Genomic DNA, 24965 nt, shown 5'->3' with positions numbered 1-24965 from the left:
TAAGTACGGAATCAAGGAGGGAGGAGATGAAGGTCCTGGTTTATGGCGCCGAGATAAGATGGTAGGGCTTAAGTACACTTTCGTCGGGTAACAGCAGCGCATTACTGCGCCACCGCCCCCAAAGAACCGGGCATGAGAGTCGCGCCTCATCCGGCTCAAGTCTTTCGTCAGCACCATGGTCTAGTACCGGGCAATCAATCCACGTCTATCGCAGCTCGACGTTGGGCAAAGTAAGACGACCACGCAGGATCACAGGGATTGGCCAAGTTACGTAGTGCCGTTTCTCGATCCGGCTTAGGTATGTGCGCCACGTAATCACGCTTGATCGTCTTCACGAAGCTCTCGGCCATGCCGTTGCTCTGCGGGCTGCGAACTGGGGGGTCACCGGCTGCAAGCCGATCTGTCGAGCAAACAGGCACGTCTGGTCGGCGGTGTACGCCGAGCCGTTATCGCTTAGCCATTGCACCGGCGTGGCGGGCAGTTGATCACCGAAGCGCCTCTCCACGCTTTCCAGCATCAAGTCGCGGATATCATCGCCGCTGTACCCGGTCGGGCTCGCGACCTAGCCGATGGCCTCGCGATCACAGCAGTCCAGGGCGAAGGTTACGCTCAATTTGGCTCCGTCCTCGCAGCGGAACTCAAAGCCGTCCGAGCACCAACGCGTATCGCTGGTTTGCACCGCAATACGGCCTTCGTGCCGACGCGGCACGCCGGGCTGTTTTCGTAGACAGATTCAGCAGCGGTTGCAGGTGCTCGCCGCACTGGATCACCCAGCGCGCCAGGGTTTGGCGGGGGATATCGACGCCGTGACGACCGAGGATTTTTTTGAAGCGGTGCAGCGGCAGACCATCGACGTATTTGGTGATCAACAGCATCGCCAGGACGCTAGGACTGGCCATGCTCTTTTCGATCAGTTGAGCCGGTTTGTCGGCGGTGACCGGTGCGGCTTCACAGCCGCGGCAGCCGTAGACCTTGTCCGCTGGTTCCCTTCACAACCACTGGCCAACGCAGAGCGTTTTACCCATGCAGCGAAACGATTAGCGGACAGGAAACGGTCCCGTGGCTCGCACAACAGTCGTGAACCAGTTGCACCAAAACAGACTCGATCCGTCGCAGATCCGCGAGCTTGCCACGCACATCCCCAAGCTTCTGCTCGGCGAGCACGCGCGCTTCATCACAGTGAGCGCCGTCATCGAGCCTCAACAGCCCGGCCACTTCTTCGAGGCTAAAGCCCAGCCGTTGCGCGGACTTTACGAATTTCACCCGGGCGACATCGGGGGTTGGGGAGCAATGGAACTGAAAACCAACGTAAGCCGAATTAGAGTTCGTTTTACTCGTCAGCGACTGCGAATTAACGAACTTTGATTCGTGAGAAAGGTTTATTGCACTGATTTTCGGGTGTTGGTGACCTTTCCTCGCGATAGCGGAAACGGTTTCATAAAACGGTCGTTTTTCGAAACTATCCAGACGTTGCAAGGGTTTGCGGGGCAGCGACTGAGCTTAAGTGCACTTTCTGTTCCGTTGCTCCCCCAACCCCTATTTCCAGCAGCGAGGTGATGAATTCGTTTTGCTGTTGTGCGGCGGCGACAAAAGCAGCCAAAGCCGTGATATTGAAGCGGCTAAAAAACTCGCCAGCGAGTGGAGGTCAGAATGAGCGAAAAAATTTACGACTACGACCCAGCAGCAGCCCTAGACGGCCCTGAAGCAATCGCCGTCTTCATGGCGGAGCCCTGCCATTTCCTCTCAGCGCCATAATCCAGGACCTTCATCTCCTCTCTCCTTGATTCCGTACTTAACTACGGAGGTAGAGTTGAATCGTGGATCGAAAACCCGAGAGGAGATCGCCGTTATGAAACACCTAAGACTGCTGCTGGTAGTGGGTGCGACTCTGCTGTCATCCACCGTATGGGCCGAGGGCGGGAGCGACCGAGCGATTGAGCGAATTGCTGCACGCGAGAGGGCTGAAGCGACCCTGGTGGCGGAAACCGTCAAGGAGATTAAGCAACTGGGCCCCACGGCGGCAGGCCGTAGCGAAGCGCAGCCCGCCTGTCCGCCTGCAAAGTAGAGCCTGTGCTACTCGACCAGATGCAACGTGAGCCCACTCTGCTGAGGCGCGAGGGCAAATAGCAATACCAAACTGTGCCCTTTGCAAGTGCTCCTTTGGCCATTCAGCGGCGCTCATTGAGCGCCGCTTTTTTCTAAGCGCAAGCCGACCAACAGGGGCGCCTTACGCAACGGGAAATCCTCGGTTAACGCCCGAGTTGTCCCCATGCAGCGAAACGATCAGCGGACAGGAAACAGTCCCGTGGCTCGCACAACAGTCGTGAACCAGTTGCTCCAAAACTGACTCGATCCGTCGCAGATCCGCGAGCTTGCCACGCACATCCCCAAGCTTCTGCTCGGCGAGCACACGCGCTTCATCGCAGTGAGCACCGTCATCCAGCCTCAACAGCCCGGCCACTTCATCGAGGCTAAAGCCCAGCCGTTGCGCGGATTTAACGAATTTCACCCGGGCGACATCCGCCTCACCGTAACGGCGAATGCTGCCGTAGGGCTTGTCCGGTTCGGGTAACAGCGCCTTGCGTTGATAGAACCGGATGGTTTCCACGTTGACCCCGGCCGCCTTGGCGAAAGCGCCAATGGTCAGGCTTTCCAAATTGTTTTTCATACCGCTTGATTCCGTACATGACTACGGGACTAACCTTAAACCATCGATCAAATGCTCGAAAGGAGAAATGCATGTCTGAACCATCAAACGGGCGCGCCCCTCTTGTCGCCGGGGGGCTTGCGGCGATTCTCGCCTCGGCTTGCTGCCTGGGGCCGCTGGTTCTGATCGCCCTGGGGTTCAGCGGCGCTTGGATCGGCAACTTGACGGTGTTGGAACCTTATCGCCCGATCTTCATCGGCGCGGCGCTGGTTGCACTGTTCTTTGCCTGGCGGCGCATCGTCCGACCGACCGCAGCCTGCAAGCCGGGCGAGGTGTGCGCGATTCCGCAAGTGCGCACCACCTACAAGCTCATTTTCTGGTTCGTCGCCGTGTTGGTCTTGGTCGCGCTTGGTTTTCCCTACGTCATGCCATTTTTCTACTAACCAGGAGTTCATCATGAAAAAACTGTTTGCCTCCCTCGCTCTCGCCGCTTTCGTTGCCCCCGTGTTCGCCGCCACCCAGACCGTCACGCTGTCCGTACCGGGCATGACCTGCTCCACCTGCCCGATCACCGTCAAGAAGGCGATTTCCAAGGTCGAAGGCGTCAGCAAAGTTAACGTGACCTTCGAGACACGCGAAGCGGTTGTCACCTTCGATGATGCCAAGACCAGCGTGCAGAAGCTGACCAAGGCCACCGAAGACGCAGGCTATCCGTCCAGCGTCAAGAAGTGAGGCACTGAAAACGGCAGCGCAGCACATCTGACGCCCTTGTCTGCTACCACAAACGAAAAAGGATCTGTCGCATGACCCATCTAAAAATCACCGGCATGACCTGCGACTCGTGCGCGGCGCACGTCAAGGAAGCGCTGGAAAAAGTACCCGGCGTCCAATCTGCCATAGTGTCCTATGCCAAGGGCGCGGCCCAGCTCGCCCTTGATCCAGGCACAGCGCCGGACGCACTGACCGCCGCCGTGGCTGGCCTGGGCTACAAAGCGATGCTCGCCGATGCCCCGCCGACCGACAACCGCACTGGGCTGTTCGACAAGGTGCGCGGCTGGATGGGTGCCGCCGACAAGGGCAGCGGCGGCGAGCGCCCGTTGCAAGTCGCCGTGATCGGCAGCGGTGGAGCCGCGATGGCGGCAGCACTGAAGGCCGTCGAGCAAGGCGCGCAGGTCACGCTGATTGAGCGCGGCACCATCGGCGGCACCTGCGTCAACGTCGGTTGTGTGCCGTCCAAGATCATGATCCGCGCCGCCCACATCGCCCATCTGCGCCGGGAAAGCCCATTCGACGGCGGCATGCCACCCACACCGCCGACGATCTTGCGCGAGCGGCTGCTGGCCCAGCAGCAGGCCCGTGTCGAAGAACTCCGTCATGCCAAGTACGAAGGCATCCTGGACGGCAATTCAGCCATCACCGTTCTGCACGGTGAAGCGCGTTTCAAGGACGACCAGAGCCTTATCGTTAGTTTGAACGAGGGTGGTGAGCGCGTCGTGATGTTCGACCGCTGCCTGGTCGCCACGGGTGCCAGTCCGGCCATGCCGCCGATTCCGGGCCTGAAAGAGTCACCCTACTGGACTTCGACCGAGGCCTTGGTCAGCGACACCATTCCCGAACGCCTGGCCGTCATCGGCTCGTCGGTGGTGGCGCTGGAACTGGCGCAAGCCTTCGCCCGGCTGGGTAGCCAGGTCACGATCCTTGCGCGCAGCACGCTGTTCTTCCGCGAAGACCCTGCCATCGGCGAGGCCGTCACAGCCGCCTTCCGTGCCGAAGGAATCAAGGTACTGGAACATACGCAAGCCAGCCAAGTCGCCCATGTGGACGGCGAATTCGTGCTGACCACTGGACAGGGCGAAGTGCGCGCCGACAAGCTGCTGGTCGCCACCGGCCGGACACCGAACACGCGCAGCCTGGCATTGGAAGCGGCGGGGGTAGCCGTCAATGCGCAGGGGGCCATCGTCATCGACAAGGGCATGCGCACCAGTAGCCCGAACATCTACGCGGCCGGCGACTGCACCGACCAGCCGCAGTTCGTCTATGTGGCGGCAGCGGCCGGCACTCGTGCGGCCATTAACATGACCGGCGGCGACGCAACGCTCGATCTCGACGCTATGCCGGCAGTCGTGTTCACTGATCCGCAAGTTGCCACGGTTGGCTACAGTGAAGCAGAAGCCCAGCGCATCGGCCTGCAAACCGACAGTCGTACTCTCACGCTCGACAATGTGCCGCGTGCACTCGCCAACTTCGACACGCGCGGCTTTATCAAGCTTGTCGCTGAGGCTGGATCTGGACGCATTCTTGGGGTTCAGGCTGTAACACCGGAAGCAGGCGAGATCATCCAGACTGCCGCGATTGCCATCCGGGCTCGCATGACCGTCCAGGATCTTGCCAACCAACTTTTCACCTACCTCACCATGGTGGAAGGTCTCAAACTGGTGGCACAGACTTTCTCGAAGGATGTGACACAGCTATCGTGCTGTGCGGGCTAAACCAAGGACACGAAAAGAGCGACAGAGGAGTTTTTATGTTTTGCGATATTAGACTAACAGCACGTTGCACCCGTGCATGCTTAACCATTCTGTTGGCGGGTACTGCAGCGTTTGGCTTGTCAAACAATGCGCTGGCGGCCTACGACTTTTCTAAGCTGGGAGCAGCGATCGAAACATTGGCGCCGGAGACCGTCGACGGCTGGGAAAAGAAAGCGAGGGCGGGCGATGCCATGGCGCAGAACATCATGGGTCTTGCCTACAAATGCGGTATGGGCGTAAAACAAGACCATGCTGCATCGATCCAGTGGTTTCGCAGGGCGGCCGAGCAGGGTGAAGCTGATGCGCAGTTCAACCTGGGGCGCCTCTACGCAAGCGAAGTCGACGGTATGTATAAGAAAGGGCGTGCGGCTCCTGCCGACGATGCACAGGCGTTCAAGTGGTACCGCCTCTCTGCCGAGCAGGGACACACGCAGGCTCAAGTCAGGCTGGCTCAACTGTTTGCGAAGGGGCTCGGTGAGGTCGCGCGCGACCAGGTTCAGGCCTACAAGTGGATGAGTCTGGCAGCAGCGTCAGGAGAACCAACGGCAGCAAAAGTCATTGCCGACTATGCGGCTCAAATGAAGCCCGAACAGGTGCAGCAAGCGCAATTGCTGGTCCAGGAATGGAAACGCCGGCAAAGCGCACGCTGACGTGATCTTTGAAAAGCGCGGCATGTAATCGCCAAGGGTGGGTTTATGCCGCGTAACCGCTGCTTGGATGTTGGAGGTGGAAATTGGACAAGACTATATATTCCAAAAAGATTGCCGAGAGCCTCTCATCTGGCAATCATCCAGAAGAGTTCGCAACCCTCTTCGTCACCCTGCTTCGTCAGCTTGTGATGGGAAGGCCTGTGTCACGCGAAGCGCTCGGCACCGCACTCGGATGGTCTGGGCAGAGGGTTGCAACTGTACTTGAGCCGGCGCCCGGTACCGAATATGACGAGCAGGGCAATATCATTGGACTGGGCCTGACGCTACGCGAAACCCCTCACGTTTTTGAAGTGGATGGCCGCCGTTTATACACCTGGTGTGCGCTCGACACCTTGATGTTTCCCGCTTTGATTGGCAAAACAGCCCGTGTCACGTCGCGCTGTGCTGCCACCGGCAGGCCGATTACGCTCACAGTTGCGCCAGAAGCAGTGCTTCAGGTTGAACCGGCGGAAACAATGGTGTCTCTGCTAACGCCGGATGCTTCACCCGACATTCGCTGTTCCTTTTGCTGTCATGTGCATTTTTTTGCATCGCCTTCTGTTGCAAATGCATGGGCTTCGACGCACCCGGGGATAGAGCTCGTGCCTGTCGAGAATGCATTCGGTCTCGGACATCTGATCGCGCATAAGCTGTTAGAAGACAGCGAGCGAAACACGGCATGAATGCCTACTCGATTTCGAAGCTTGCTGAAGATGCAGGCGTAAGCGTGCATGTTGTGCGCGACTACTTGATGCGCGGGTTGTTGCATCCCGCCTGGCGAACCGAAGGTGGCTACAACGTTTTCGATGCCAAAACACTGGAACGGTTGCGTTTCCTGCGCGTGGCCTTCGAGTCGGGACCCAGGCTCGACGAGTTAACGCGACTTTGCAGGGCGTTGGATGCAGGCGATAGCAAGTGCGTACACGGATGTGTCGAGCAACTGCGTCGGAAGATCGATGTGCGCCGAAAAGAGCTGATGGTGATCGAGACCTCTTTAGGCGAGTTGGCGTCCAGTGCATAACCTCACTATCTGTCGCCAGTGCGGCTACGTCGAAGAGCTGCACCTTGATGAAATTAGCGATCAGCTTGCCGCCCTGGCCCAGCGCCAAGGCTTCAACGTTGAGCGCCAAACGATTGAGCTTCAGGGCTTATGTCAAGCATGCCGATCCGTGAGTAATGCCTAATGTCCCAATTTGATGAACTCGCCCCTCAACAGCTTTTTAAGGCGTTAGAGTCAGCGACCACAACAGCTTCCCTGCCCAAGCTTGCAACGCTACTAGATGCCATTCGCTTTAATGAAGACGGCCTGATTCCCGCCATTGCCCAGCAACATGATACGGGCGAAGTACTGATGATGGCGTGGATGAACCGAGAAGCCCTGGAAGAGACGTTAACAACGCAGCGAGTTTGCTACTTCTCACGCTCGCGCCAAAAGCTATGGCGCAAAGGTGAGACATCAGGACAGCAACAGCGCCTTAAAAGCGCAGCGCTAGATTGCGATGGTGATACGCTGCTGGTTCAGGTGGAGCAAACTGGTCCCGCGTGCCATTCCGGCCGTCGCAGCTGCTTTTATGTGTCGCTCGGTGCAGACAGCGCCAAGATTACCAGCGAGCCGCTGATTGATCCGGCCACGCTATACGGTAAAAAAGCGCCGTGAAAAATTGGCTGTTCGCCATTAAACAGGTTTTTCTTAAGCTGCTAACAGCAGTGATGGTGGGCTGTATTCGCGTTTACCAATACACCATCAGCCCACTGCTTGGCCCTCGCTGCCGCTTCTGGCCAAGCTGCTCTTCCTATACCATCGAGGCCATCCAGGTGCACGGCCCTTTCAAAGGCGGCTGGATGGCTGTCAAACGCATCGTGAAATGCCACCCAGGCAGCCCAGGCGGCATGGATCCGGTGCCCGGTGGGCGCAGCGAAGCGCTCTGCCGTGAAAATGACGACCGCCCTACTGAGCGTTGCCGCTCAACCTTCTGCCGCCACTAACGTTTATCCTTGCTTAGCCACCTGATAGATACGCTCTAACATGGCGTGCAGGCCGTTACTGCGCGTGGGTGAAAGGTGCTTATCAAGCCCGAGATCTTTCAAGAAATGCGGCTCGGTCTGATTGATCTCTTCGGCTGTGCGCTCACTATAGATACGCAGCAATACGGCAATTAACCCTGATACGATGGCAGCATCCGATGTAGCCTTGAACACCAGTTTGTCGCCTGCCTGTTCATGGCACGTCCACACGTTGGATTGGCAGCCTTGGATTTTATATTCTTCCGTACGACGCTCCTCCGGAAAGTCAGGCAGCTGCTTTCCCATATCAATAATGTACTGATAACGGTCCATCCAGTTATCAAACATCTCAAACTCTTCGACCAGCTCCTGTTGGGCTAGCTCTGCGCCTGAAGTTGCCATGGCGTATCCTTTGCGTTGATGAATCACAGTCGCGGCTATTATAACGTTTCAGCCCCTGCTTTTGGGGGCGTTTTCAAGCGGTGGCGCTGCTGCTCTTGATGCCACTCATCGGCTTCGGTGTGCAAATAACGGCTGGTGGTATCTAGCTTGGCATGGCGAGCGCTTTCCGCTAAGTAACGCGAGTTATTGTCAAATTCTGTGTATGGCCGGTCAGGCGGCAGTCCTGTCTGACTGATCGGTCAAGGGTTCGCCGTCCTTGAACTGGACGTTGTTCACGACCAGCTCCAGCTTGTTGAACCCCTTGATCCGCTTCCAGCGCTTCTGGGCGCTCTGAAGCAGCTTGAAGACCATCGCCAGGGTCGTCGCTCTGGAGCCGCAGTTCCGGCTGCGCTTGCTCCGCAGGCGGACCGTGGCGAAGGTCGACTCGATCGGGTTGGTGGTGCGGATATGCACCCAGTGTTCTGCCGGGTAGTCATAGAACGCCAGCAGCTCCTCCCGATCCTTGGCCAGGCACTCCATGGCTCTGGGGTACTTGGCCTCGAAGCGTTTCACCGTGCGATCGAAAGCCTTGTGCGCCTCATCGCGGGTCTCGGCCATCCAGATCTCATGGAGGTCGGCCTTGACCTTGGGCTGCACGGATTTCGGCAGTTTATTCAATACGTTGGCAGTCTTATGGACCCAGCAGCGCTGGTGCTCGGTCTCTGGATAGACCTTGCTCAACGCCGCCCAGAAGCCCATGGCGCCGTCGCCAACCGCTAGCTTGGGGGCCGTCGTCAGCCCGCGCTCGCGTAGCCCCGTGAGCAGCTCTTTCCAGCTGGCCTCTGACTCACGCTGCCCATCCTCGACGACGACCAACTCCTTGCGGCCCTGCTCAGTGACGCCGATGATCACCAGCAGACACAGACGGTCATCCATGCGCACGTTGCTGTACACGCCGTCTGCCCACCAGTAGACGTAGCGCTGCTCTGATAAGCCCCGCTTCTGCCACTCGGCGTGCTCAGCCTCCCACTGCTTCTTGAGCCGCGACACAGTATTGGGGTCGTCTCAGAATTCGGAAAATAAAGCACGCTAAGGCGTAGTCACCCCGTGACTCCCCCGCGCCGATGCAGCGAGCTTCGTTCCGTCTTGCAGTGACGCAATCAGCGGGCAGGAAACGTTCCCTTTCCGCGCATGGCAGGCGCACACCAGTTCAGACAGCACGGCCTCCATGCGTGCCAAGTCGGCCATCTTCTCGCGCACATCCTTGAGCTTGTGCTCGGCCAGGCCGCTGGCTTCCTCGCAATGGGTGCCATCCTCCAGCCGCAGTAGCTCGGCGATTTCGTCCAGGCTAAAGCCCAGCCGCTGGGTCGATTTCACGAACCGCACTCGTGTTACATCCGCCTCGCCATAGCGGCGAATGCTGCCATAGGGCTTGTCTGGCTCCGGCAGCAGGCCCTTGCGCTGGTAGAACCGGATGGTCTCCACATTGACCCCGGCCGCCTTGGCAAAAACGCCAATGGTCAGATTCTCCAAATTTTTTCCATATCGCTTGACTCCGTACATAACTACGGAAGTAAGCTTAAGCTATCCAAACCAAATTTGAAAGGGCAAGCGTATGTCTGAACCTCAAAACGGGCGCGGGGCGCTCTTCACTGGCGGGCTAGCCGCCATCCTCGCCTCGGCTTGCTGCCTGGGGCCGCTGGTTCTGATCGCCCTGGGATTCAGCGGGGCCTGGATCGGTAACCTGACCGTGCTGGAACCGTACCGCCCGCTCTTCATCGGCGCGGCACTGGTGGCGCTGTTCTTCGCCTACCGGCGCATTTTCCGCCCCGCTCAAGCCTGCGCACCGGGCGAGGTCTGCGCCATCCCTCAGGTACGTACCTCCTACAAGCTGCTGTACTGGCTGGTGGCGGCCTTGGTGCTGGTCGCGCTCGGCTTCCCCTACATCCTTCCCTTGTTCTACTGATCAGGAGTTCACCATGAGAAAACTGCTCGCATCCTTAGCCCTCGCCAGCCTGGTCGCCACACCCGTCTGGGCGGCCACGCAGACCGTCACCCTGGCGGTGCCGGGCATGACCTGCGCCGCCTGCCCGATTACGGTGAAGACGGCGTTGACCAAGGTCGATGGCGTGACCAAGGCTGAGGTGAGTTTCGAGAACCGCGAGGCCATCGTCACCTTCGACGATACCAAGACCAATGCCCTGGCGCTGACTAAGGCGACCGAGGACGCTGGCTATCCGTCCAGCGTCAAGCAATAGGAGGGACTTCCGATGGCAAATCCTCTCAATCTGTTCACGCGGATCGGTGACAAAGCCGGCTCCGTCGGCGTGCTGATTTCTGCCATAGGCTGCGCCATGTGCTTTCCCGCCCTTGCTAGTCTGGGGGCCGCGTTCGGTCTGGGCTTTTTGAGCCAGTGGGAAGGCCTGTTCATCACCACGCTGCTGCCTCTGTTTGCTGGACTGGCTCTGCTCGTCAATGCCCTCGGCTGGCTCAATCATCGGCAGTGGCGACGGACTGCGCTCGGCCTGATCGGTCCTACCCTGGTACTGGCAGCGGTATTTTTTATGCGGGCTTATGGCTGGCGGAGCGGTTGGCTGCTCTATATCGGCCTGGCCCTCATGTTTGGGGTGTCGATATGGGATCTCGTGTCGCCCGCTCATCGCCGTTGTGGGCCGGATGCCTGTCCGACGCCGCCAAACCAGTGAACCTGACAAGAGACGATCTAATGAGTAACGAAATGACCGAACTGAAAATCATTGGTATGACCTGCGCCTCCTGTGTCGTGCATGTGAAAGAGGCCTTGGAGAAGATTCCGGGCGTGCATCGGGCGGATGTTTCCTACGCCAGCGGGAAGGCCGAACTGAAGGTCGACGAGGGCGCAAGCCGTGAGCAGATGCAGGCCGCTGTCGAGGCCCTGGGGTATCGAGCGGCGTTCGAAGACGCCATGGTACAAGCCCGTCCTGGCCTGCTCGATAAGGCACGGGGTTGGTTGAGCAGCACTGACGCCGGGAAAGAGGGCGACAAGCTCCACGTCGCGGTCATCGGCAGTGGTGGCGCCGCCATGGCGGCCGCGCTCAAGGCGGTGGAAGGCGGTGCCCGCGTCACCCTGATCGAGCGCGGCATCATCGGCGGCACCTGCGTCAACGTGGGCTGCGTGCCCTCCAAGATCATGATTCGTGCCGCGCATGTGGCCCATCTGCGCCGCGAGAGCCCGTTCGACGCCGGGCTTTCCGCCATGACGCCGACCGTCCTACGCGAACGTCTGCTCGCGCAGCAACAAGACCGTGTCGCCGAACTGCGCCACGCCAAGTACGAAAGCATCCTGGAGAGCACGCCGGCGATCAGCGTGCTGCGCGGCACCGCCCGTTTCCAGGACGGCCACACGCTCAGCGTGAAACTGGCCGAGGGTGGCGAGCACATCGTAGCCTTCGACCGCTGCCTGGTCGCCACCGGCGCAAGCGCGGCCGTTCCACCGATTCCAGGACTGAAAGACACGCCGTACTGGACCTCAGACCAGGCACTGGCGAGCGATACAATCCCTAAGCGGCTCGCCGTGATCGGCGCCTCCGTAGTGGCAGTGGAACTGGCGCAGGCCTTCGCCCGGCTGGGTAGCGAGGTCACGATCCTGGCACGCAGTGCGATGTTCTTCCACGAAGACCCGGCCATCGGCGCGGCGGTGACGGAGGCCTTCCGTATGGAGGGCATCGAAGTGCTGGAGCAAACGCAAGCCAGCCAGGTGTCCCACGCCAACGGCGAGTTCGTACTGGCCACCAACCATGGTGAGTTACGTGCCGACCAACTGCTCGTCGCCACCGGCCGCACGCCCAATACCCAGGGCCTGAACCTGGAAGCGGCCGACGTGCAGCTGGACGAGCGCGGCGGCATCCAGATCGACGAGCGCATGCGCACCAGCGCAGCGGATATCTATGCGGCCGGCGACTGCACCGACCAACCGCAGTTCGTCTACGTCGCGGCAGCGGCTGGCACCCGCGCGGCAATCAACATGACCGGCGGCGAGGCCAAGCTCAATCTCGACGTCATGCCGGCCGTGGTGTTCACCGATCCGCAAGTGGCCACCGTCGGCTACAGCGAAGCCGAAGCGCAGCACGCCGGGATCGAAACCGACAGCCGCACCTTGACCCTGGACAACGTGCCGCGCGCGTTGGCCAACTTCGACACGCGGGGTTTCATCAAGTTGGTTGCCGAAGTGGGCTCCGGCCGACTGCTGGGAGTGCAGGCTGTGGCCCCGGAAGCAGGAGAACTGATCCAGACGGCGGTACTCGCCATCCGCAACCGTATGACCGTGCAGGAATTGGCTGACCAGTTGTTCCCCTACCTGACGATGGTCGAGGGACTGAAACTCGCCGCACAGACCTTTAACAAAGACGTCAAACAATTGTCCTGCTGCGCAGGGTAATGAGAGAGGGAGGTTGAAACATGAGCAACACGGCAGACGATCTCGGTAGGTGCGACAGCCTACGCAAGACATGGCAGTTGGTCAGCTTCTGGGGCCTGCCTGCCGTCGTGGCGACGATAGCGATTGTTCTGTCTAATCGACGCCCCGCGTTGTTCCTGGCAGCAGGCGCCGCGCTGGCCGTGATGGGCGGCGCCTGCCTGGTCAACGCCACGCGTTGTCGCCGCCTTCACTGCTACATAACGGGGCCTCACTTCCTGTTGCTCGCAGTTGGTGCGCTATTGGCTTATGTGTTTGACCAAAACGGCGAGCATCTCTCCAGGTTGTGGCTGCTACTGGCTCTGGGAGCTGCACCGTTGCTCATCTGGCTACCTGAGCGCCTAGCCGGAAGGAAATATCTGAGCGCCCCAGTTTGCGGTGAAGGTCGGGAGTGTCGGCGATGAATGCCTACTCCATATCCAGATTGGCCGAGGACGCGGGCGTCAGTGTCCATATAGTCCGAGATTATATGCTGCGCGGCTTGCTGCACCCCGCGCGGCGCACGGAAAGCGGTTACGGCATTTTCGATGAGCGGTCCCTGGCGCGGCTGTGCTTCGTACGTGCCGCCTTTGAGTCCGGTATCGGGCTCGACGAATTGGCGCGGCTCTGTCGAGCGCTCGATGCAGACGATAGTACCGATGTGATCGGGTGTATCGACCGCTTGCTTGGGCAAATCGCGACCCGGCTGGCAGCTTTAGACGCAGTGAAAACGGAGTTGGCCGGGCTGACTCATCGTGCCATCGAAGGTCACACCCATGCGTAATACCAACCAATCCGAATCAATCAAGATGCCCCGCTGGCACGCCTACACGTGGGGTGTGCTCGCCGCGCTCACTTGCCCCTGCCATCTGCCGGTGCTGGCATTACTGCTCTCGGGGACTGCGGCCGGGGCCTTCGTCAGCGAGCATTGGAGCCTCGCGACGCTCGTGCTGACGGTTCTCTTCGTCCTCTTCCTGAGAGCGGCTCTACGGGCCTTTCGGAAGCGGGCGTGACCCGCTCGGAGCACGGCGCGGTCTCCGCTGCCGAGTTGCGGCAGGCTTGGGAGCGTTGGGAATTGTTGCTGCACTGCCAGCCGCAGGTCGATCTGCGCGCAGGTTCGATCGCAGGTGTGGAAGAGTTACTAGGTTTTCTTGGACGATGGAGAAACCCCATCATGAACGCAAACGACACCCCCACTATCAGTTGCTGCGAATGTTGCAAGGAAATTTCCCTTGACGCCGCACTGACGCCGGAAGGTACCGAGTACGTCGTGCACTTCTGTGGCCTTGAATGCTATCAGCGCTTCATATCGCGCGCGGATAAGAGAGCGGCATCCGAGCCTGATCACCCCTGCACACCAGAGGTCAGTACCCGTCACGACGACTAATCTTTGCCTCTGGAAAGTGGCTCTGGTTTTTTTTAGAAAGCGTGAGTCCATTGAGATTTAATGCAAGTCCGCTCGTGGCTAATGTAAGCCCGAAGGCTTCGTCAGTAGTTTTATCTAGGCCGATGCCCGGGAGGATGGCAGCGTGCCTACAGGGCGTCAAAACCGGCTACCCAGAGTCAAATTCACCCCACAGTACAGCGATGCTATAGAGTTACTCGTCAGTCCTGCAGCATCAGTTTTACTCTGCACCTCCATTGTATTCAGTCTGCCGGCAGCCCATTTGCACGAATAGTCTAGTCCTGATAGTCAGGAGCAAGCGCTGCCAAAGGAGCAACGTGTTTAGAACCCGCCTGCAAGCATGAACATAAAGCAGAAATATCCTCTTGAAGGGCCATCGCCTGCGCCCAAATACTGTCGACATCACTGGTAGCCACAGTGAGGGGGAAACCTTCCAGTACCGTCATGGCCATGCCATGCAGGCGTAGGAAGTCTTCTCGAATGCTGCCGACCCCTCCGATTTCAGCAAGGCAGGCATCCAGCCGGTCGACCAAGTTGAGCAACTGAGCGGTGTCGTAGCTTGCACGCAGAGAGTCGAGTACCTTGGTATCGACGTCCCCATAAGGTGTCACGCGGAACGAAGCTGGCGGGATATGCATCAGTTCGTCACCTCAACGTTGCTGTCAGACATCTGTTTCGCACGCATTGATCCCGCAGCCTGCTGGAAAATGGAATCCTTGATCCAGGGTTCCGGTGGGCGTTTGAGTTTCAGGTTGAACTCCCCAAAACGTTTGACATTGCTGGTTAGGTAGGGGCTGAGAAACGATACGTCGTCGTCAGTGAACTGCCAGCCATCACGGGCGAGCTTCTGCAGGATGCGCATCATGTCCACGGTGTTCTGCAGGATCACCGACGAGGCCACCATGTCGTTGTAGCGCAGGCGTTTCTGTTGCTCGTCCGGATCGTTTTCGGCGATCACGTCACCGCCAAAGGACAGCCACTTAGAGAAGCCGTTGTAGGACTCGATCTTATTGGTGTTGGCGGTGACTTCCTGGCGCAACTCGCGGCTGCCGATCCAGTTGAGTAGGAAGATCGTCCGGATCACGCTGCCCAGCGCTTGCGCGGCATGATAGAGCTTGTTGCGCCGACTGTAGGAGCCAAGTTTGCGCAGCAGCATAGGTGAGGAAATCTTGCCGGCCTGGATTGACAACGCGACCTGCATCAGATCCTGCCAGTGGGTTTCGATCAGGTGCCAGTCGGCGGTGTCGGTGAACAGACGGTTGATGTGTTTATACGAAACGCCGCGATCTGGCCGGCACATCACCAGGTCGCGCCAGTTGCGGATACGCGGCATCAGATTGATGCCCAGCAGATGAGTGAAGGCGAACACCGTGGCCGACTGGCCCTGGGTGTCAGAGTACACCGTATCGGGTTCGACGCTGAGGTCGACCTTGAGCAACCCCTCAATCACATAGATTGCCTCCCAGATACCAGGCGGGATGAAGTGCTGGAACACCGCGATGTAGTTATTGGCCACGTGTCGGTACGCCACGGCCCCCATCTTGCGATAGCGGAAGTGGTAGCCGGCCAGCAGATTGTCGTCATAGAAGTCGAACTGCGTACCGTCCGCGGCCACCGCCTTGCCATCGCCCCAGAGCTTGGGCAGGTCAAGTTGCAGATAGAGTTCCACCAGCTCGCGGTTAGCCTTGTCTAACTTCTCAAGCGAGAGATGGCGGCGATTCGTATAGGACAGCATGTGCGGCGTGACATTACCGGCCAGATGCCGTGCGGCCTGGTTGGGGCCAAGGTTGCAGCCCATGGCGAAGATCGTCATCAGGTAGCGCTCGGCCGGTTCTTTGAGCTTTGGCTCGTTGCCGGACATCGGCCCGAAATGCCGAGTGAACTGAATCCAATGCTCAATGTTGGCCATGATGTCGAGCACGTGCCTGGCCGGCATGCGCTGCATAAGCGCCGTCTGTAGCGAGATGGCCGAAGGCGGGATGTCCCGCGCTATCACTCGGCGTAGCACCGGTTCGCCGGCTTCATTGATCGATACGTCACCTCGGCAAGAAGGGAATTTTTCATCCAGATGCTGCGCGGTTTCCTCCAGCTGAATCTTGAGGGAGGCGACAAACTCCTTCGCCGTGCCAGGCAGCCCCACCTTTTCGCAGTAGGCCGGTAGACGATGGAAACATTCTTCCCAGGGCAGCAACTGCTTACGGTAGTCGGCGAAAGATTCCGACCCCAGCACGCACATATCACCCGAGCGCAGCTCACTGGCCAGGTAAGAGAACACGCAGACTTCCAGATAGCGCCGGTTGGTAGGTGGCCCTTCACTGGCAGGACGACGCACGACCTTAACCCAGCGCTCCGACGCAAACGACAAGTCGACATGCTCGTCGATCCACTCGCGGTGTAGATTTTCGCTGTCCTGGATGAGCTGAAGCGCCTGGATAAGTGAGCGATCCTGAGTCGTGGGTTCCAGTTGAAGAAGGTGGCTCAGACGGAACAACAGCGAGCGATGGGACTTGAAGTGCTTCCAGATCAGCGGCAGGTAGTTGTTACCGCCCGTAGCCTGGACTTCGGCGCAAGTCTCGCGCAACCGATCCAGGTTGCCATCGGGAGAGAGGAATTCCCGGATCAGACTGCCAGCCTCCTGGTCATCCGGTTCCTGAACAAGAATCTGCACCACGCCATCCAGGGTGGCCGCCAGTTGCTCCAGCTTCTGGCGTTGCCGCGCCTGGATTTGCTCCAACTCCTCCTTGGCGCGTTTGTGGATCGTCGAAATCCGTCGGATGAACATCTCGGCCAGGTGATCCCGAGTTCGCACCCGCATCCGATAGATCAAGGCCAGCATCAGTGTGTAGCGTTTCGGCTGCGAGCAGTCCTTCAGCTCGGCGACGTCCGACGCGGCGGCTTGGGTGGCGAAGTGGCGGATCTTAGCATCGACGACCCCCTCAAGAATGGCATCCAGATCTCCGAAGCTCTCTAACCACGCCAGGTGGTCGATCAACACCTCCAGGTGCTTGCGGGAAGGCTTCTTGGGTGCCTGCTTGAGTGCGTTGAAGTCACTCTGCCGACGCCCGAAATCCGTGTCGAGCAGCTCCTTTAGCTTGTAGATCACCTCGATTGGCGCTCGGAGCACGATCAGGTTGAAGGTAACTTCCTGAGCACTCGCCAAAGCGGTTTCTGCGATGTTGTTGAGCGTCGAATAAGCCGGAAGCTCATAGCCACGCTGAATCAGCTCATCAAGCATGGCATTAATGAGATCGACTCGCTGCTCAAGCACTACAGCGCAGTCACGTGCGATTTCCTCAGTGATCGCTAGCCCGTCGCTGCTATAGAAGGGTGTAACCTGCAGGTACTGCCGAACCGCCGCTTGGTGTCGGTAAAGGGTGCGGGGGTTGCTGTAGCGCGGAGCTATTCGTGCGCCGTAGCGAAGGCATTGTCGGACATGACTGATGAGCTCCTGAGGAAGCTCCTCGAACGGAACAAAATAGTGTAGCTGCTGAAACACCTTTAGTTGGATTGCCAGCCCAATCGATAGCGCTGGACTCTTAGCGGTGTTATTGACCCATTCGATCTCTGAATCAGACAGGGAATAGCATCGATGCAGCTCCTTAGCTGGCAACTGACTGGGCAAGAGCGGGTAGGCTGTCCTTTCCACCGAAGCCATTGAGTTCATCCCCCAAGTAAGGCAAAACATCAGCATAGACGGCTAGTCAGGCGGGGGATGACCAGCAATCAAGAACTCAATAAATTTCCTTTTAGTTCAATATCTTGCAGAACGAATGTCCTAATTTTTGCCTTATCTCGGCATAACCCCGATCCATCCCGATTTTCAGGCGTTCGGACCGGAGAGTCAGAATCGGCTTTCGCAGGGAATCGATCAGTGGGATTAGCCGGGTACTGTTAAACGTGAGGGTTACCTGGCGTTCCCGAGAGTCCATTTGAGGCTGACCCTCATCATGTTCGGTGGACATGCGTTGCTCCTTGTAGAAATGGCCGAACTGGCATTCCATGCACTTGAATGCCAGGTGCCCGGGCTGATGATGAGCACCATAAAAAAACAACCCACCGAACTCTGGGTTTGGTGGGTCCTGGGTATCCGGTATCTGAGCACGACACCTTCTCTGCCAGCAACAGGAACTTCAGTAGGCTGGAGCCAGATCCTGGCCACCGTTCCACAGCATTTCGAATTTCTGCGCATATTTTCCGGCCAGCTCGGGCACATTGCGAAGAACCACAGCGTTCTCCGAATTTTTGTGAGCAGCTGCACTCGTGAAATTGAAGCTGCCCGTCTCGACCGTGCTTCCATCGATTGTCAGGCTCTTGTCGTGAGTGATCGCAAAGCGGCCATTGAGCCGAACAGGCACACCATTGTTGGCAAGGAATGTCACAGCGGTGTACTTGCCGCTATTGGCCTTTTGATCGGCGACGACCCGAACGTCCACTCCGCGGGTTTTCGCCCCCATCAATGCTTGTGCGATTGGCTTTGAGGTGAATGAGTATGCAACGACGAGGATCTGGTGTTTGGCCTGTGCGATCGCACTGATCACAAGCGCCTCGGCTGACGGCTCACCGGCCTGCGCTGGCGTGAAGCCGACCGTGATCGAATCATTTGCCGTTGCGTAGGAGGGAAGGGCGGTGAAGCAGGAAAGGGTTGCTGCGAAAAGCAAAGCGGTTGCGCGCATGGTGAGGCCTCTGTGATGACAGTATCTGATTCAATCATAACAGGTATCTATATCAGCTGAAGCACAGCAAAACACAAACGCCAGAAACCACAAGGCCCACTACGAGTAGCGGGCCTTGTGGTCGCAAGTTCAACCTTTCGGTTGATTTTCCCAGCCTTTCAGGAGATTGGGTCTTTCGAGGCGTCACCGCCTGCATGGGGCCTATTAAACACACCTTTTCCAATGAATGCAACACGGAACTGTAAGATATTTCGAGACCGCCTGGCGCTGTTTGGAGACAGATCAGATCCCTGATAATGCGGTTTCATTGGGTGCTACAGCTACTTTAAGCAAAAGTCGCCCGGCATCAAGAGCCGTTTTGGATTCCATAATGTTTATTTGGATTCAATCTGTATTGGATGAGTAACAATGATTTTTGTCAGGTTTTATTCCCAAGGCAGACGAAGGTCTCCGGCTTAACAGCACCACTTACAAGCAACTGTAGGACATCTCCTTGGACCAGGTCTACGCAAGGCCTGTTTCAATTCAGGAGAATCAACATGTCCCATCAGAAAAATGCATCAACTCACTCCCTGGTTCTGGTCAGTGACAGGCAGCAATCAACAATCCTCGCGGCCCTGCGTCATTACCAAGAGTTTCTCCGCAGGGATGAGCCTGGTGTTCCGGGTCTGCGTGACATAGCAAGCGATGGGGGAGCACTGATACCGCTCTCGATCAAAGAAATCGACGATCTGTGCGAAGAAACCAATTTCGGATCTGATCTGAAGGCGATTCAGGTCTTCCTCGCCGCTTGCGCTAAAAATTAGGGGTGCAGCCATGCATCCAATAATTGAAGCGTCGCGCTTGATGTCGGGCGCCAGCATCACTCGCAAGGCGGCAGTTCATGCCAACCAGACAACCATTTTCCTCTGGGAGCTCTCCTCGGGACAGACACTGGAGGTTGTACGATCGTCAGCTGGATTCAGTTCCACAGAGCTAAAAGACAATCCGTTCATTGATCGGGTCAGTTATTACAGCGAAAAGCGGGGGGCGAAGGTTTCCGGCAATTACCAGCTGCAAGCTTGATCTAACGCGACATCGGCCTGGCTCCTCGCCAGGCTTTTTTATGCCTGGCGGTTACAGGCGCCTGCGAAACATACCTCTGTGTAAGTTCAACGACAGCGATCACCGATTGCGTTCACGCAGTGCGATTATCCAACGGAGCATATGATGGCCACCTTGACCCCGCGACAGGCAAACCTGAAAATTCGTGCACATCTTGAAAAAGGCGCAGGGATCTACGCTAGACACCCCTCTTTGGGTGAGCGTTATTTCAAAGCTCGGGTATCAGGCGATACCCTGGAGATCTACAACGGATTCTCGTGGTTTTCAGTTCCCCGGGGCACCACGTTTAACAATGGAAACGGATCAGCTGGCGACCTGTTCACCTACTGATTCCAAAAAACTCGACCTTTCAGGATCTAAATTATGAAAAGCACCCTTACCCCGGCGGCAAAACTTGGCAATACCATCTCTGCGACCACAGTGGACTTCACTGTCGGCCGCACTCAGCATTCGGTTGACGTACCCGCTGGGATCCAGTGCGCCTATCTGGAGGGTGGCTCAGGTTCGGGTCGGTGGGTTGTCGATGACTTGTCCTTTCTGGACAAGGCTTCCGGAATCTATACGGACGCTGAGAACTACGGCATACCCGTCAACGCTGACAACGTCGGTGATCAGCGGGCCCCCACCGTACGCTAAACACATAACGTGACCAATCGGATCTACTGAAAACGCTTCACCACGCCCTCGTACCATCGGTACGGGGGCTTTTCATTTCAGGGCTACCGAAAGACCAGGTAGTCCACGACATCGGACAGAAGAACCTCACCCCTTAACCGGCCTCGCCGAGCGATCTCAAAAGGTCTGTGAAATGTGTGTATTGTCGGCATTATCCGACTTACCGCATTTGAGTAGACCACATACCGGAACTCATCGGTGGCCAAGGTCGGAATGGTTACACGCCTTGGCTGGTAAGGAGTTGCGCCATTGCACATGTTTCGTTACGGCGCATTGCAATTGGATTGACCCTTTCGGCATCAGTCGGCGATTCCGTAGGTTCACAATCTGTCGACGGGGTAGCGACGTAAAGCCTATTGCAATCGCCGCATATTAGATTCAGACGATCCCCCCCCAAGACAGACCTGCCACACCCAGGACACGCATACTTTGTTCTGGACCAGGGTTTGGCGCCTTTCTGTTGAAGGTTTTCTCCGTTACTGCGTGTGCTCAGTCCTTCAACCAGTAACGATAGATCATGCCCTTGACTGGCGAGTTCTTTGATCAGCTCAGACAGCGGACTGCATTCAAGCAGGTAATGAGACATTCGCTGACCAGTAGTGCGCCCACCAGGCGCTGCGGTGTCTGAGGGCTGAAGCCCTATCTCAATCATCTTTTTAGCCCATGCCTGATCATGATATGCGCGTCTAGGCGGGTTGCCTCGATACTGCCTGTATTGATGACACATCTGATGTGCCAAAGACTCGAAGATCTTTTGGACAGACTGGCTCGCGCTCACACAGATGAGATCGAGCCCTGCGTCATGCCTGCCGACAACGGTTGCAGGTTGATAGTGACCCTCGGAACCCGGGCGTGTGGAGAACCGAAGCTCACACCCGGGAAGGGAAGCACTAAATAGACGATCGTTCATTAGGATGTAGGCCGCCCTCAACTGTTGGATGGGCTGGCCTGAGACTTTCTCAAACATGAAACCTCTGAAAAAAATACTGGTGGCGTATGGTCGCGAGTGATCTGTATTGATAGTATAGGATCACACGTACACATAATCTACCTGTGCCATTTTCAAATCTGAGGTATCCGATGAAGAAGCTCGCTGTCGCTTTAGCCCTTGCCAGTTGCTCTATGGCAGCCTATGCCCAAGACGCACAGACCGCGCCAACGCCTGCGCATGTCGCGGCAGCGCCGGTCGCAGTTGCGCAAGTCGCGCCAGAAGTGGCACCTGCACCAGCGGCCGCACCGGCGGGCGATCTGGAAACCCTAGCTGTAATGGCGACCCTCAAGGGCAAATACCCTGCAACCAATTTCACCAATGTCGCGAAGTCTCCGCTGTCCGGCATCTTTGAAATCACTATGGGCAAAAACATCGCCTACACCGACTCTGAAGGACGCTACCTGATGTTCGGCAGCCTTTATGACATGCAGACCCGTCAGGATCTGACAGCGCCCAAGCGTGCTGCTGCTGAAAAGGTTGATGTCACCAAGTTCCCGCTAGCTGACGCCTTCACTCGGGTCAAAGGCGACGGCTCTCGGAAAATCTACCTGTTCTCCGATCCTGACTGCCCGTACTGCCACCAGCTGGAAACCGACGTGTTTGCAAACGTCGACAACGTGACTATCTACACCTTCATGTACCCGCTCGACTCGCTGCATCCGAACGCTCGGGCAAAAGCTGAATCGATCTGGTGCATGCCTGAAGCCGGCCGTGCCGCGGGTTGGGATGCGATGATGCGCGGCCAAGCTCCTGTGGCCAAAAAATGCGACAACCCTATCGAACGTAACGTCGCGCTGGGCCAAAGCTTGGGCGTCCAAGGCACGCCTACTATGTTCGCCGAAGACGGCCGAAAACTGCCGGGCATGGTCCCAGCCGAACGCATCGAAGCGTGGCTTAAAGGCGCCTGATCTCTTCCTTCCTCTACCTTGTGGCCATTTAGATGGCCACTCCGGTTTACGTCCCCTCTGTTATCAGTGCCCCACTGGCATTCACGTTTGGAGTTGCGATGAAGCTACGCCGCCTTTGCGCCCTCGCTTTCGTCCCCGCGCTCTATCTCGCTTCCTTTACCGTACACGCCGAAGAACTGGGCAAGTACGGCAATACCTGGGATATCCAGGAACAGGATGCAATCGAAATGATTCAGGATCGATTGAGCGCGATGGACAAAAAAGGGGACCTCAATAAGTTTTGGAACGAGTACCGCGATCGACAGCTCGCCGGTATGGAAAACCCCAAACCAGTTCCGGGTATTGAACCCGTTGTCGAGCCACAGATCAGGATGTACGACCCGACTTACACCTATCCCGACACGGTGAAGGATCATTTGGGCAACATTCTGGTACCGGCCGGCACCCGCATTAACCCACTCGATTACATCACTCTCAGCAAGGCCATCATTTTCATCGACGCCCGCGACCCGAAACAGCTCGCGTACGCCAAACAGCGCACTGAAGAGCATCCACGGGACAAAGTGGTACTGGTCGCTGGTTCATTCCTGAAGCTCGATCGTGAATGGGGCCGACCGGTTTATTACGACCAGATGGGCATCCTCACAAAAAAATTCGGCATCGAGCGCGTACCGTCGGTGATCACGCAAAAGGGTAAACAACTCCAGATCGAGGAGCTCAAGCTATGAGAAAGCTTCTGATGGCGATCGGATTTTTGGTAACCGGCATGCTCAGCTCGATGAGCGCAACCGCTGATGATATCTGCACGGGCAACTTCCCGAATCTCATTTCAGACGTCTGCTGGTCATGCATGTTTCCAATCAAGCTTTTTGGCACCACGGCGCTCGTGTCCGACGGCCAGGAAGACTTTGATAGCGGCGTGGGTTCGAGTCCGTTCTGCTACTGCGACAACCCACCTAAAGTCGGTATTCCCACATCGTTCTGGGAATTCGACATGATGACAGACGTAACAACTGTGCCCGGATGTTTTCCTCTGCTCGGTGGTGCTCGGGTCAATATCGGCGTCAACAAAGATGCCTTCGGTCAAATCTCGGACGACCAGGGTGGTGGCATCGGCGAGACGCGTGACTCGTTCATGCAGGTCAACTTCTACATCAACCCCGCCATGTATGTGATGGGCGCGATCCTGGATGATACTTGTATGGATCAACGAGGCATCGACGTTCCTTGGATGTCGTTCGCCGACCCTACGCATAACGATGACGAGCTCGCGGGGATTCTTACCCCTTACGCATTCCCATTCGGAAGCATGTTGGCTATCGGTGCCATGTCGGCAGATGCGGTTGCGGCAACTGCCGGATTTCCGCTCTCAACGATCTTCTGGGCAGCTGGGGCGTACGGTCACATGTACCCATTGACTGGCCACAATGAAGCTCACCTGAGCATGGAGCAAACCGCTCGCCTGCAAACCACGCGGATCCTTGCCAAGCTGCACGCGGCCGGCACGCAGTGGTCGGCCATGGGCAGCGATGCCATGTGCAGCTACTACCCCCAGATCATCATGGACAAACGGCAGTACAAGCTGACCCGTTTGTATCCCAAACCTGAGACCGCGAAGATCCAAGGGAAGTGCTGCGAGCCCATCGGTCGATCAACCATTCTCACCGAATCAAATACTGAATTTCCGATTCCAGGATACAAGGACTTTGGCTATGGCATTTTCCGTAAACGCGACTGCTGCGGCGGCGTTACTCTTGGCAACTAGCTTTTTTGCTGTGAATGCGTTCTCTCAGCAGCTTGAGATGCCATCGGACGATGCCATCAAGAAAATCATGAGCGAGCAGGCCGCCTCAAGAAATGCAACATTGGGGGGGAAGATCGACCCGGTCAAAGCGGGCACGTTCAAGGCGGTAGCACCGGTGATCAATGCCCCGCCACCGACTAAGACCGAGTCACTGGATGACGTGGTGGCGCGCTTCAACGCCGCAAAGAACGGCGGCACCGCCAAACCCGGAGAGAATGATTTCATTATTTTCGTCTCGTTCTCTATGCCCAAGGATAAGCTCATAAGCCTGGCCCAACAGGCTAAAGAGACCGGTGCAGTGATGGTGATCCGGGGTTTCAAAAACGGATCTCAGATGCAGACCAAACAAGCTGCATTGGATGTAAACAAGGCAGGCGTGCCGTGGGAAATCAATCCGAACCTGTTCAAAGCATTCAAGATCGATTCAGTGCCGGCGTTCGTCGTCGCCACTTCTGATGCCCAATCTGTGCTGGATGATGGATGCTCGCCAGAAGCGACCTTCACATCGGTGACTGGTGACATCTCGGCCATGCTGGCGCTGGACACAATCCGTGTGCGAGCACAACCGTCCATTTCGAAGTTGGCTGCATCAAGACTGGCCCAGATTGCCAAAAAAGACGCACCAGGTTCGGTTAGATAGTCACAATGGCTCCTGCCCCGGTGACCAGGGGCAGTCGCACAGGACAAGTGGCAAACACAGTAAAATAACCCACCACAGGCTGAT

Annotated in this window: 32 protein-coding genes and 5 pseudogenes; 27 read left to right on the top strand and 10 right to left on the bottom strand. The window is 57.5% G+C overall.

All coding sequences use genetic code 11. The features are described 5' to 3' along the window. Positions 1 to 260 precede the first annotated feature (260 nt). The 3 pseudogenes from BLS87_RS34795 to BLS87_RS28975 all read right to left on the bottom strand — a co-directional run. Positions 261 to 715 (bottom strand): annotated as a pseudogene (locus BLS87_RS34795) (DDE-type integrase/transposase/recombinase); the annotation flags it as partial. Positions 716 to 728: 13 nt separating this feature from the next. Beyond that, positions 729 to 974, bottom strand: a pseudogene (locus BLS87_RS28980) (IS66 family transposase); the annotation flags it as partial. A gap of 43 nt (positions 975 to 1017) precedes the next feature. Beyond that, positions 1018 to 1275, bottom strand: a pseudogene (locus tag BLS87_RS28975) (MerR family DNA-binding protein); the annotation flags it as partial. A 262-nt stretch (positions 1276 to 1537) separates the two neighbouring features. Between BLS87_RS28975 and BLS87_RS34790 the strand changes: the two are divergent. Then, a pseudogene (locus tag BLS87_RS34790) lies at positions 1538 to 1654 on the top strand (type II toxin-antitoxin system RelE/ParE family toxin); the annotation flags it as partial. Between the two features lie 195 nt (positions 1655 to 1849). After that, the gene (locus BLS87_RS34475) at positions 1850 to 2065 is read left to right on the top strand and encodes a co-regulatory protein PtrA N-terminal domain-containing protein (RefSeq protein ID WP_017849619.1); all 216 of its coding nucleotides are present in this window, start codon (positions 1850 to 1852) and stop codon (positions 2063 to 2065) included. Between the two features lie 162 nt (positions 2066 to 2227). On the opposite strand, the gene merR (BLS87_RS28960) is transcribed toward BLS87_RS34475, so the two are convergent. Next, positions 2228 to 2668, bottom strand: a complete 441-nt coding sequence (gene merR, locus BLS87_RS28960) for an Hg(II)-responsive transcriptional regulator (protein ID WP_003131870.1) — start codon at positions 2666 to 2668, stop codon at positions 2228 to 2230. Between the two features lie 71 nt (positions 2669 to 2739). Between merR (BLS87_RS28960) and merT (BLS87_RS28955) the strand changes: the two genes are divergently transcribed. The 9 genes from merT (BLS87_RS28955) (at position 2740) to yidD (ending at position 7850) form a co-directional block, all read left to right on the top strand. Further along, entirely contained in the window at positions 2740 to 3090 is a 351-nt protein-coding gene (gene merT, locus BLS87_RS28955; protein ID WP_033869416.1) for a mercuric ion transporter MerT, read from the top strand. Between the two features lie 13 nt (positions 3091 to 3103). Continuing rightward, complete coding sequence (gene merP, locus BLS87_RS28950; RefSeq protein WP_003131872.1) at positions 3104 to 3379, top strand: mercury resistance system periplasmic binding protein MerP; 276 nt, start codon at positions 3104 to 3106, stop codon at positions 3377 to 3379. 71 nt (positions 3380 to 3450) lie between these two features. Then, positions 3451 to 5136, top strand: a complete 1686-nt coding sequence (gene merA / locus BLS87_RS28945) for a mercury(II) reductase (RefSeq protein WP_034036508.1) — start codon at positions 3451 to 3453, stop codon at positions 5134 to 5136. 35 nt (positions 5137 to 5171) lie between these two features. After that, a complete protein-coding gene (gene merG, locus BLS87_RS28940) occupies positions 5172 to 5825 on the top strand; it encodes a phenylmercury resistance protein MerG (protein WP_033869423.1) in 654 nt (217 codons plus the stop codon). Positions 5826 to 5908: 83 nt separating this feature from the next. Then, entirely contained in the window at positions 5909 to 6547 is a 639-nt protein-coding gene (gene merB, locus BLS87_RS28935) for an organomercurial lyase MerB (RefSeq protein WP_033917449.1), read from the top strand. Beyond that, positions 6544 to 6885, top strand: a complete 342-nt coding sequence (merD, locus tag BLS87_RS28930) for a mercuric resistance transcriptional repressor MerD (RefSeq protein WP_033869424.1) — start codon at positions 6544 to 6546, stop codon at positions 6883 to 6885. The genes merB and merD (BLS87_RS28930) overlap by 4 nt, the downstream gene beginning before the upstream one ends. Next, complete coding sequence (locus tag BLS87_RS35395; RefSeq protein ID WP_196484667.1) at positions 6878 to 7048, top strand: transcriptional repressor; 171 nt, start codon at positions 6878 to 6880, stop codon at positions 7046 to 7048. The genes merD (BLS87_RS28930) and BLS87_RS35395 overlap by 8 nt, the downstream gene beginning before the upstream one ends. Further along, positions 7048 to 7521: a phosphoribosyl-AMP cyclohydrolase gene (gene hisI, locus BLS87_RS28920; protein WP_034389874.1), complete on the top strand. Its 474-nt coding sequence runs from the start codon at positions 7048 to 7050 to the stop codon at positions 7519 to 7521. Before BLS87_RS35395 ends, hisI begins: the two co-directional genes overlap by 1 nt. After that, on the top strand, positions 7518 to 7850 hold the full coding sequence (gene yidD / locus BLS87_RS28915) for a membrane protein insertion efficiency factor YidD (protein ID WP_034389870.1): 333 nt from the start codon (positions 7518 to 7520) through the stop codon (positions 7848 to 7850). The genes hisI and yidD overlap by 4 nt, the downstream gene beginning before the upstream one ends. Positions 7851 to 7853: 3 nt before the next feature. On the opposite strand, the gene BLS87_RS28910 is transcribed toward yidD, so the two are convergent. The 3 genes and pseudogenes from BLS87_RS28910 to merR (BLS87_RS28900) form a co-directional block, all read right to left on the bottom strand. Further along, entirely contained in the window at positions 7854 to 8270 is a 417-nt protein-coding gene (locus BLS87_RS28910; RefSeq protein WP_033869425.1) for a SufE family protein, read from the bottom strand. Between the two features lie 210 nt (positions 8271 to 8480). Continuing rightward, positions 8481 to 9305: pseudogene (locus tag BLS87_RS28905) on the bottom strand (IS256 family transposase); the annotation flags it as partial. A 33-nt stretch (positions 9306 to 9338) separates the two neighbouring features. Next, a complete protein-coding gene (gene merR, locus BLS87_RS28900; RefSeq protein WP_023102386.1) occupies positions 9339 to 9812 on the bottom strand; it encodes an Hg(II)-responsive transcriptional regulator in 474 nt (157 codons plus the stop codon). Between the two features lie 52 nt (positions 9813 to 9864). Here merR (BLS87_RS28900) and merT (BLS87_RS28895) point away from each other — a divergent pair, with 52 nt between their 5' ends. Genes merT (BLS87_RS28895) through BLS87_RS35475 form a run of 8 tightly spaced genes read left to right on the top strand, consistent with a single transcriptional unit; the run spans position 9865 to position 14068 of the window. Next, positions 9865 to 10215, top strand: coding sequence for a mercuric ion transporter MerT (gene merT / locus BLS87_RS28895; protein ID WP_023102385.1), 351 nt, complete (start codon positions 9865 to 9867; stop codon positions 10213 to 10215). Between the two features lie 13 nt (positions 10216 to 10228). Beyond that, on the top strand, positions 10229 to 10507 hold the full coding sequence (merP, locus tag BLS87_RS28890; protein ID WP_003131880.1) for a mercury resistance system periplasmic binding protein MerP: 279 nt from the start codon (positions 10229 to 10231) through the stop codon (positions 10505 to 10507). A 12-nt stretch (positions 10508 to 10519) separates the two neighbouring features. Continuing rightward, complete coding sequence (gene merC / locus BLS87_RS28885) at positions 10520 to 10954, top strand: organomercurial transporter MerC (protein ID WP_003131881.1); 435 nt, start codon at positions 10520 to 10522, stop codon at positions 10952 to 10954. A 32-nt stretch (positions 10955 to 10986) separates the two neighbouring features. Continuing rightward, positions 10987 to 12666, top strand: coding sequence for a mercury(II) reductase (gene merA / locus BLS87_RS28880; RefSeq protein WP_033869426.1), 1680 nt, complete (start codon positions 10987 to 10989; stop codon positions 12664 to 12666). A gap of 20 nt (positions 12667 to 12686) precedes the next feature. Further along, positions 12687 to 13106, top strand: coding sequence for a hypothetical protein (locus BLS87_RS28875; protein ID WP_017849615.1), 420 nt, complete (start codon positions 12687 to 12689; stop codon positions 13104 to 13106). After that, complete coding sequence (merD, locus tag BLS87_RS28870; protein ID WP_017849614.1) at positions 13103 to 13465, top strand: mercuric resistance transcriptional repressor MerD; 363 nt, start codon at positions 13103 to 13105, stop codon at positions 13463 to 13465. Before BLS87_RS28875 ends, merD (BLS87_RS28870) begins: the two co-directional genes overlap by 4 nt. Continuing rightward, positions 13458 to 13694, top strand: coding sequence for a broad-spectrum mercury transporter MerE (gene merE / locus BLS87_RS28865; RefSeq protein WP_017849613.1), 237 nt, complete (start codon positions 13458 to 13460; stop codon positions 13692 to 13694). Before merD (BLS87_RS28870) ends, merE begins: the two co-directional genes overlap by 8 nt. Beyond that, the gene (locus tag BLS87_RS35475) at positions 13691 to 14068 is read left to right on the top strand and encodes a DUF3330 domain-containing protein (RefSeq protein WP_425274543.1); all 378 of its coding nucleotides are present in this window, start codon (positions 13691 to 13693) and stop codon (positions 14066 to 14068) included. The genes merE and BLS87_RS35475 overlap by 4 nt, the downstream gene beginning before the upstream one ends. A gap of 293 nt (positions 14069 to 14361) precedes the next feature. Here the strand turns inward: BLS87_RS35475 and tnpC are convergent, their stop codons facing one another. The 3 genes from tnpC to BLS87_RS28840 form a co-directional block, all read right to left on the bottom strand. Then, positions 14362 to 14724 (bottom strand): Tn3 family transposase post-transcriptional regulator TnpC, encoded by a 363-nt coding sequence (gene tnpC / locus BLS87_RS28855; protein WP_017849612.1) that lies wholly within the window; start codon positions 14722 to 14724, stop codon positions 14362 to 14364. Further along, a complete protein-coding gene (locus BLS87_RS28850; RefSeq protein WP_044261451.1) occupies positions 14724 to 17741 on the bottom strand; it encodes a Tn3 family transposase in 3018 nt (1005 codons plus the stop codon). The genes tnpC and BLS87_RS28850 overlap by 1 nt, the downstream gene beginning before the upstream one ends. A gap of 475 nt (positions 17742 to 18216) precedes the next feature. Continuing rightward, a complete protein-coding gene (locus BLS87_RS28840; RefSeq protein ID WP_074758173.1) occupies positions 18217 to 18759 on the bottom strand; it encodes a phospholipase D family nuclease in 543 nt (180 codons plus the stop codon). 539 nt (positions 18760 to 19298) lie between these two features. Between BLS87_RS28840 and BLS87_RS28835 the strand changes: the two genes are divergently transcribed. The 8 genes from BLS87_RS28835 (at position 19299) to trbC (ending at position 24881) form a co-directional block, all read left to right on the top strand. Further along, on the top strand, positions 19299 to 19565 hold the full coding sequence (locus BLS87_RS28835) for a hypothetical protein (protein WP_074758171.1): 267 nt from the start codon (positions 19299 to 19301) through the stop codon (positions 19563 to 19565). A gap of 10 nt (positions 19566 to 19575) precedes the next feature. Continuing rightward, entirely contained in the window at positions 19576 to 19824 is a 249-nt protein-coding gene (locus tag BLS87_RS28830; RefSeq protein WP_074758169.1) for a hypothetical protein, read from the top strand. A gap of 144 nt (positions 19825 to 19968) precedes the next feature. Then, positions 19969 to 20193 (top strand): hypothetical protein, encoded by a 225-nt coding sequence (locus tag BLS87_RS28825; protein WP_074758167.1) that lies wholly within the window; start codon positions 19969 to 19971, stop codon positions 20191 to 20193. Positions 20194 to 20226: 33 nt separating this feature from the next. Then, positions 20227 to 20499, top strand: a complete 273-nt coding sequence (locus tag BLS87_RS28820) for a hypothetical protein (RefSeq protein ID WP_074758165.1) — start codon at positions 20227 to 20229, stop codon at positions 20497 to 20499. A gap of 1119 nt (positions 20500 to 21618) precedes the next feature. Then, positions 21619 to 22437, top strand: coding sequence for a DsbC family protein (locus BLS87_RS28815; protein ID WP_083370783.1), 819 nt, complete (start codon positions 21619 to 21621; stop codon positions 22435 to 22437). Between the two features lie 98 nt (positions 22438 to 22535). Next, positions 22536 to 23165: a type-F conjugative transfer system protein TraW gene (traW, locus tag BLS87_RS28810; protein ID WP_074758163.1), complete on the top strand. Its 630-nt coding sequence runs from the start codon at positions 22536 to 22538 to the stop codon at positions 23163 to 23165. Beyond that, positions 23162 to 24202, top strand: a complete 1041-nt coding sequence (locus tag BLS87_RS28805; protein WP_074758161.1) for a TraU family protein — start codon at positions 23162 to 23164, stop codon at positions 24200 to 24202. The genes traW and BLS87_RS28805 overlap by 4 nt, the downstream gene beginning before the upstream one ends. After that, the gene (gene trbC, locus BLS87_RS28800; protein ID WP_244165916.1) at positions 24150 to 24881 is read left to right on the top strand and encodes a type-F conjugative transfer system pilin assembly protein TrbC; all 732 of its coding nucleotides are present in this window, start codon (positions 24150 to 24152) and stop codon (positions 24879 to 24881) included. The genes BLS87_RS28805 and trbC overlap by 53 nt, the downstream gene beginning before the upstream one ends. Positions 24882 to 24965 lie beyond the last annotated feature (84 nt).

Origin of the sequence: Pseudomonas abietaniphila (assembly GCF_900100795.1) — a bacterium.
Taxonomy (GTDB): domain Bacteria; phylum Pseudomonadota; class Gammaproteobacteria; order Pseudomonadales; family Pseudomonadaceae; genus Aquipseudomonas; species Aquipseudomonas abietaniphila.
This window is presented reverse-complemented; position numbering and strand designations above follow the sequence as displayed.

What these genes read in the sequence shown, in the direction of transcription:
- traW (WP_074758163.1), top strand. Translation starts at nt 22,536, where the DNA reads ATGAAGCTACGCCGCCTTTGCGCCCTCGCTTTCGTCCCCGCGCTCTAT.
- merG (WP_033869423.1), top strand. Translation starts at nt 5,172, where the DNA reads ATGTTTTGCGATATTAGACTAACAGCACGTTGCACCCGTGCATGCTTA.
- BLS87_RS28830 (WP_074758169.1), top strand. Translation starts at nt 19,576, where the DNA reads ATGCATCCAATAATTGAAGCGTCGCGCTTGATGTCGGGCGCCAGCATC.
- merA (WP_033869426.1), top strand. Translation starts at nt 10,987, where the DNA reads ATGACCGAACTGAAAATCATTGGTATGACCTGCGCCTCCTGTGTCGTG.
- BLS87_RS28910 (WP_033869425.1), bottom strand. Translation starts at nt 8,270, where the DNA reads ATGGCAACTTCAGGCGCAGAGCTAGCCCAACAGGAGCTGGTCGAAGAG.
- tnpC (WP_017849612.1), bottom strand. Translation starts at nt 14,724, where the DNA reads ATGCATATCCCGCCAGCTTCGTTCCGCGTGACACCTTATGGGGACGTC.
- merD (WP_017849614.1), top strand. Translation starts at nt 13,103, where the DNA reads ATGAATGCCTACTCCATATCCAGATTGGCCGAGGACGCGGGCGTCAGT.
- merD (WP_033869424.1), top strand. Translation starts at nt 6,544, where the DNA reads ATGAATGCCTACTCGATTTCGAAGCTTGCTGAAGATGCAGGCGTAAGC.
- BLS87_RS28875 (WP_017849615.1), top strand. Translation starts at nt 12,687, where the DNA reads ATGAGCAACACGGCAGACGATCTCGGTAGGTGCGACAGCCTACGCAAG.
- merT (WP_033869416.1), top strand. Translation starts at nt 2,740, where the DNA reads ATGTCTGAACCATCAAACGGGCGCGCCCCTCTTGTCGCCGGGGGGCTT.
- BLS87_RS28805 (WP_074758161.1), top strand. Translation starts at nt 23,162, where the DNA reads ATGAGAAAGCTTCTGATGGCGATCGGATTTTTGGTAACCGGCATGCTC.
- trbC (WP_244165916.1), top strand. Translation starts at nt 24,150, where the DNA reads ATGGCATTTTCCGTAAACGCGACTGCTGCGGCGGCGTTACTCTTGGCA.
- BLS87_RS28825 (WP_074758167.1), top strand. Translation starts at nt 19,969, where the DNA reads ATGGCCACCTTGACCCCGCGACAGGCAAACCTGAAAATTCGTGCACAT.
- merR (WP_023102386.1), bottom strand. Translation starts at nt 9,812, where the DNA reads ATGTACGGAGTCAAGCGATATGGAAAAAATTTGGAGAATCTGACCATT.
- merT (WP_023102385.1), top strand. Translation starts at nt 9,865, where the DNA reads ATGTCTGAACCTCAAAACGGGCGCGGGGCGCTCTTCACTGGCGGGCTA.
- BLS87_RS28835 (WP_074758171.1), top strand. Translation starts at nt 19,299, where the DNA reads ATGTCCCATCAGAAAAATGCATCAACTCACTCCCTGGTTCTGGTCAGT.
- merP (WP_003131880.1), top strand. Translation starts at nt 10,229, where the DNA reads ATGAGAAAACTGCTCGCATCCTTAGCCCTCGCCAGCCTGGTCGCCACA.
- BLS87_RS28820 (WP_074758165.1), top strand. Translation starts at nt 20,227, where the DNA reads ATGAAAAGCACCCTTACCCCGGCGGCAAAACTTGGCAATACCATCTCT.
- merA (WP_034036508.1), top strand. Translation starts at nt 3,451, where the DNA reads ATGACCCATCTAAAAATCACCGGCATGACCTGCGACTCGTGCGCGGCG.
- BLS87_RS34475 (WP_017849619.1), top strand. Translation starts at nt 1,850, where the DNA reads ATGAAACACCTAAGACTGCTGCTGGTAGTGGGTGCGACTCTGCTGTCA.
- hisI (WP_034389874.1), top strand. Translation starts at nt 7,048, where the DNA reads ATGTCCCAATTTGATGAACTCGCCCCTCAACAGCTTTTTAAGGCGTTA.
- BLS87_RS28815 (WP_083370783.1), top strand. Translation starts at nt 21,619, where the DNA reads ATGAAGAAGCTCGCTGTCGCTTTAGCCCTTGCCAGTTGCTCTATGGCA.
- merE (WP_017849613.1), top strand. Translation starts at nt 13,458, where the DNA reads ATGCGTAATACCAACCAATCCGAATCAATCAAGATGCCCCGCTGGCAC.
- merR (WP_003131870.1), bottom strand. Translation starts at nt 2,668, where the DNA reads ATGAAAAACAATTTGGAAAGCCTGACCATTGGCGCTTTCGCCAAGGCG.
- merC (WP_003131881.1), top strand. Translation starts at nt 10,520, where the DNA reads ATGGCAAATCCTCTCAATCTGTTCACGCGGATCGGTGACAAAGCCGGC.
- merP (WP_003131872.1), top strand. Translation starts at nt 3,104, where the DNA reads ATGAAAAAACTGTTTGCCTCCCTCGCTCTCGCCGCTTTCGTTGCCCCC.
- BLS87_RS28850 (WP_044261451.1), bottom strand. Translation starts at nt 17,741, where the DNA reads ATGGCTTCGGTGGAAAGGACAGCCTACCCGCTCTTGCCCAGTCAGTTG.
- BLS87_RS28840 (WP_074758173.1), bottom strand. Translation starts at nt 18,759, where the DNA reads ATGCGCGCAACCGCTTTGCTTTTCGCAGCAACCCTTTCCTGCTTCACC.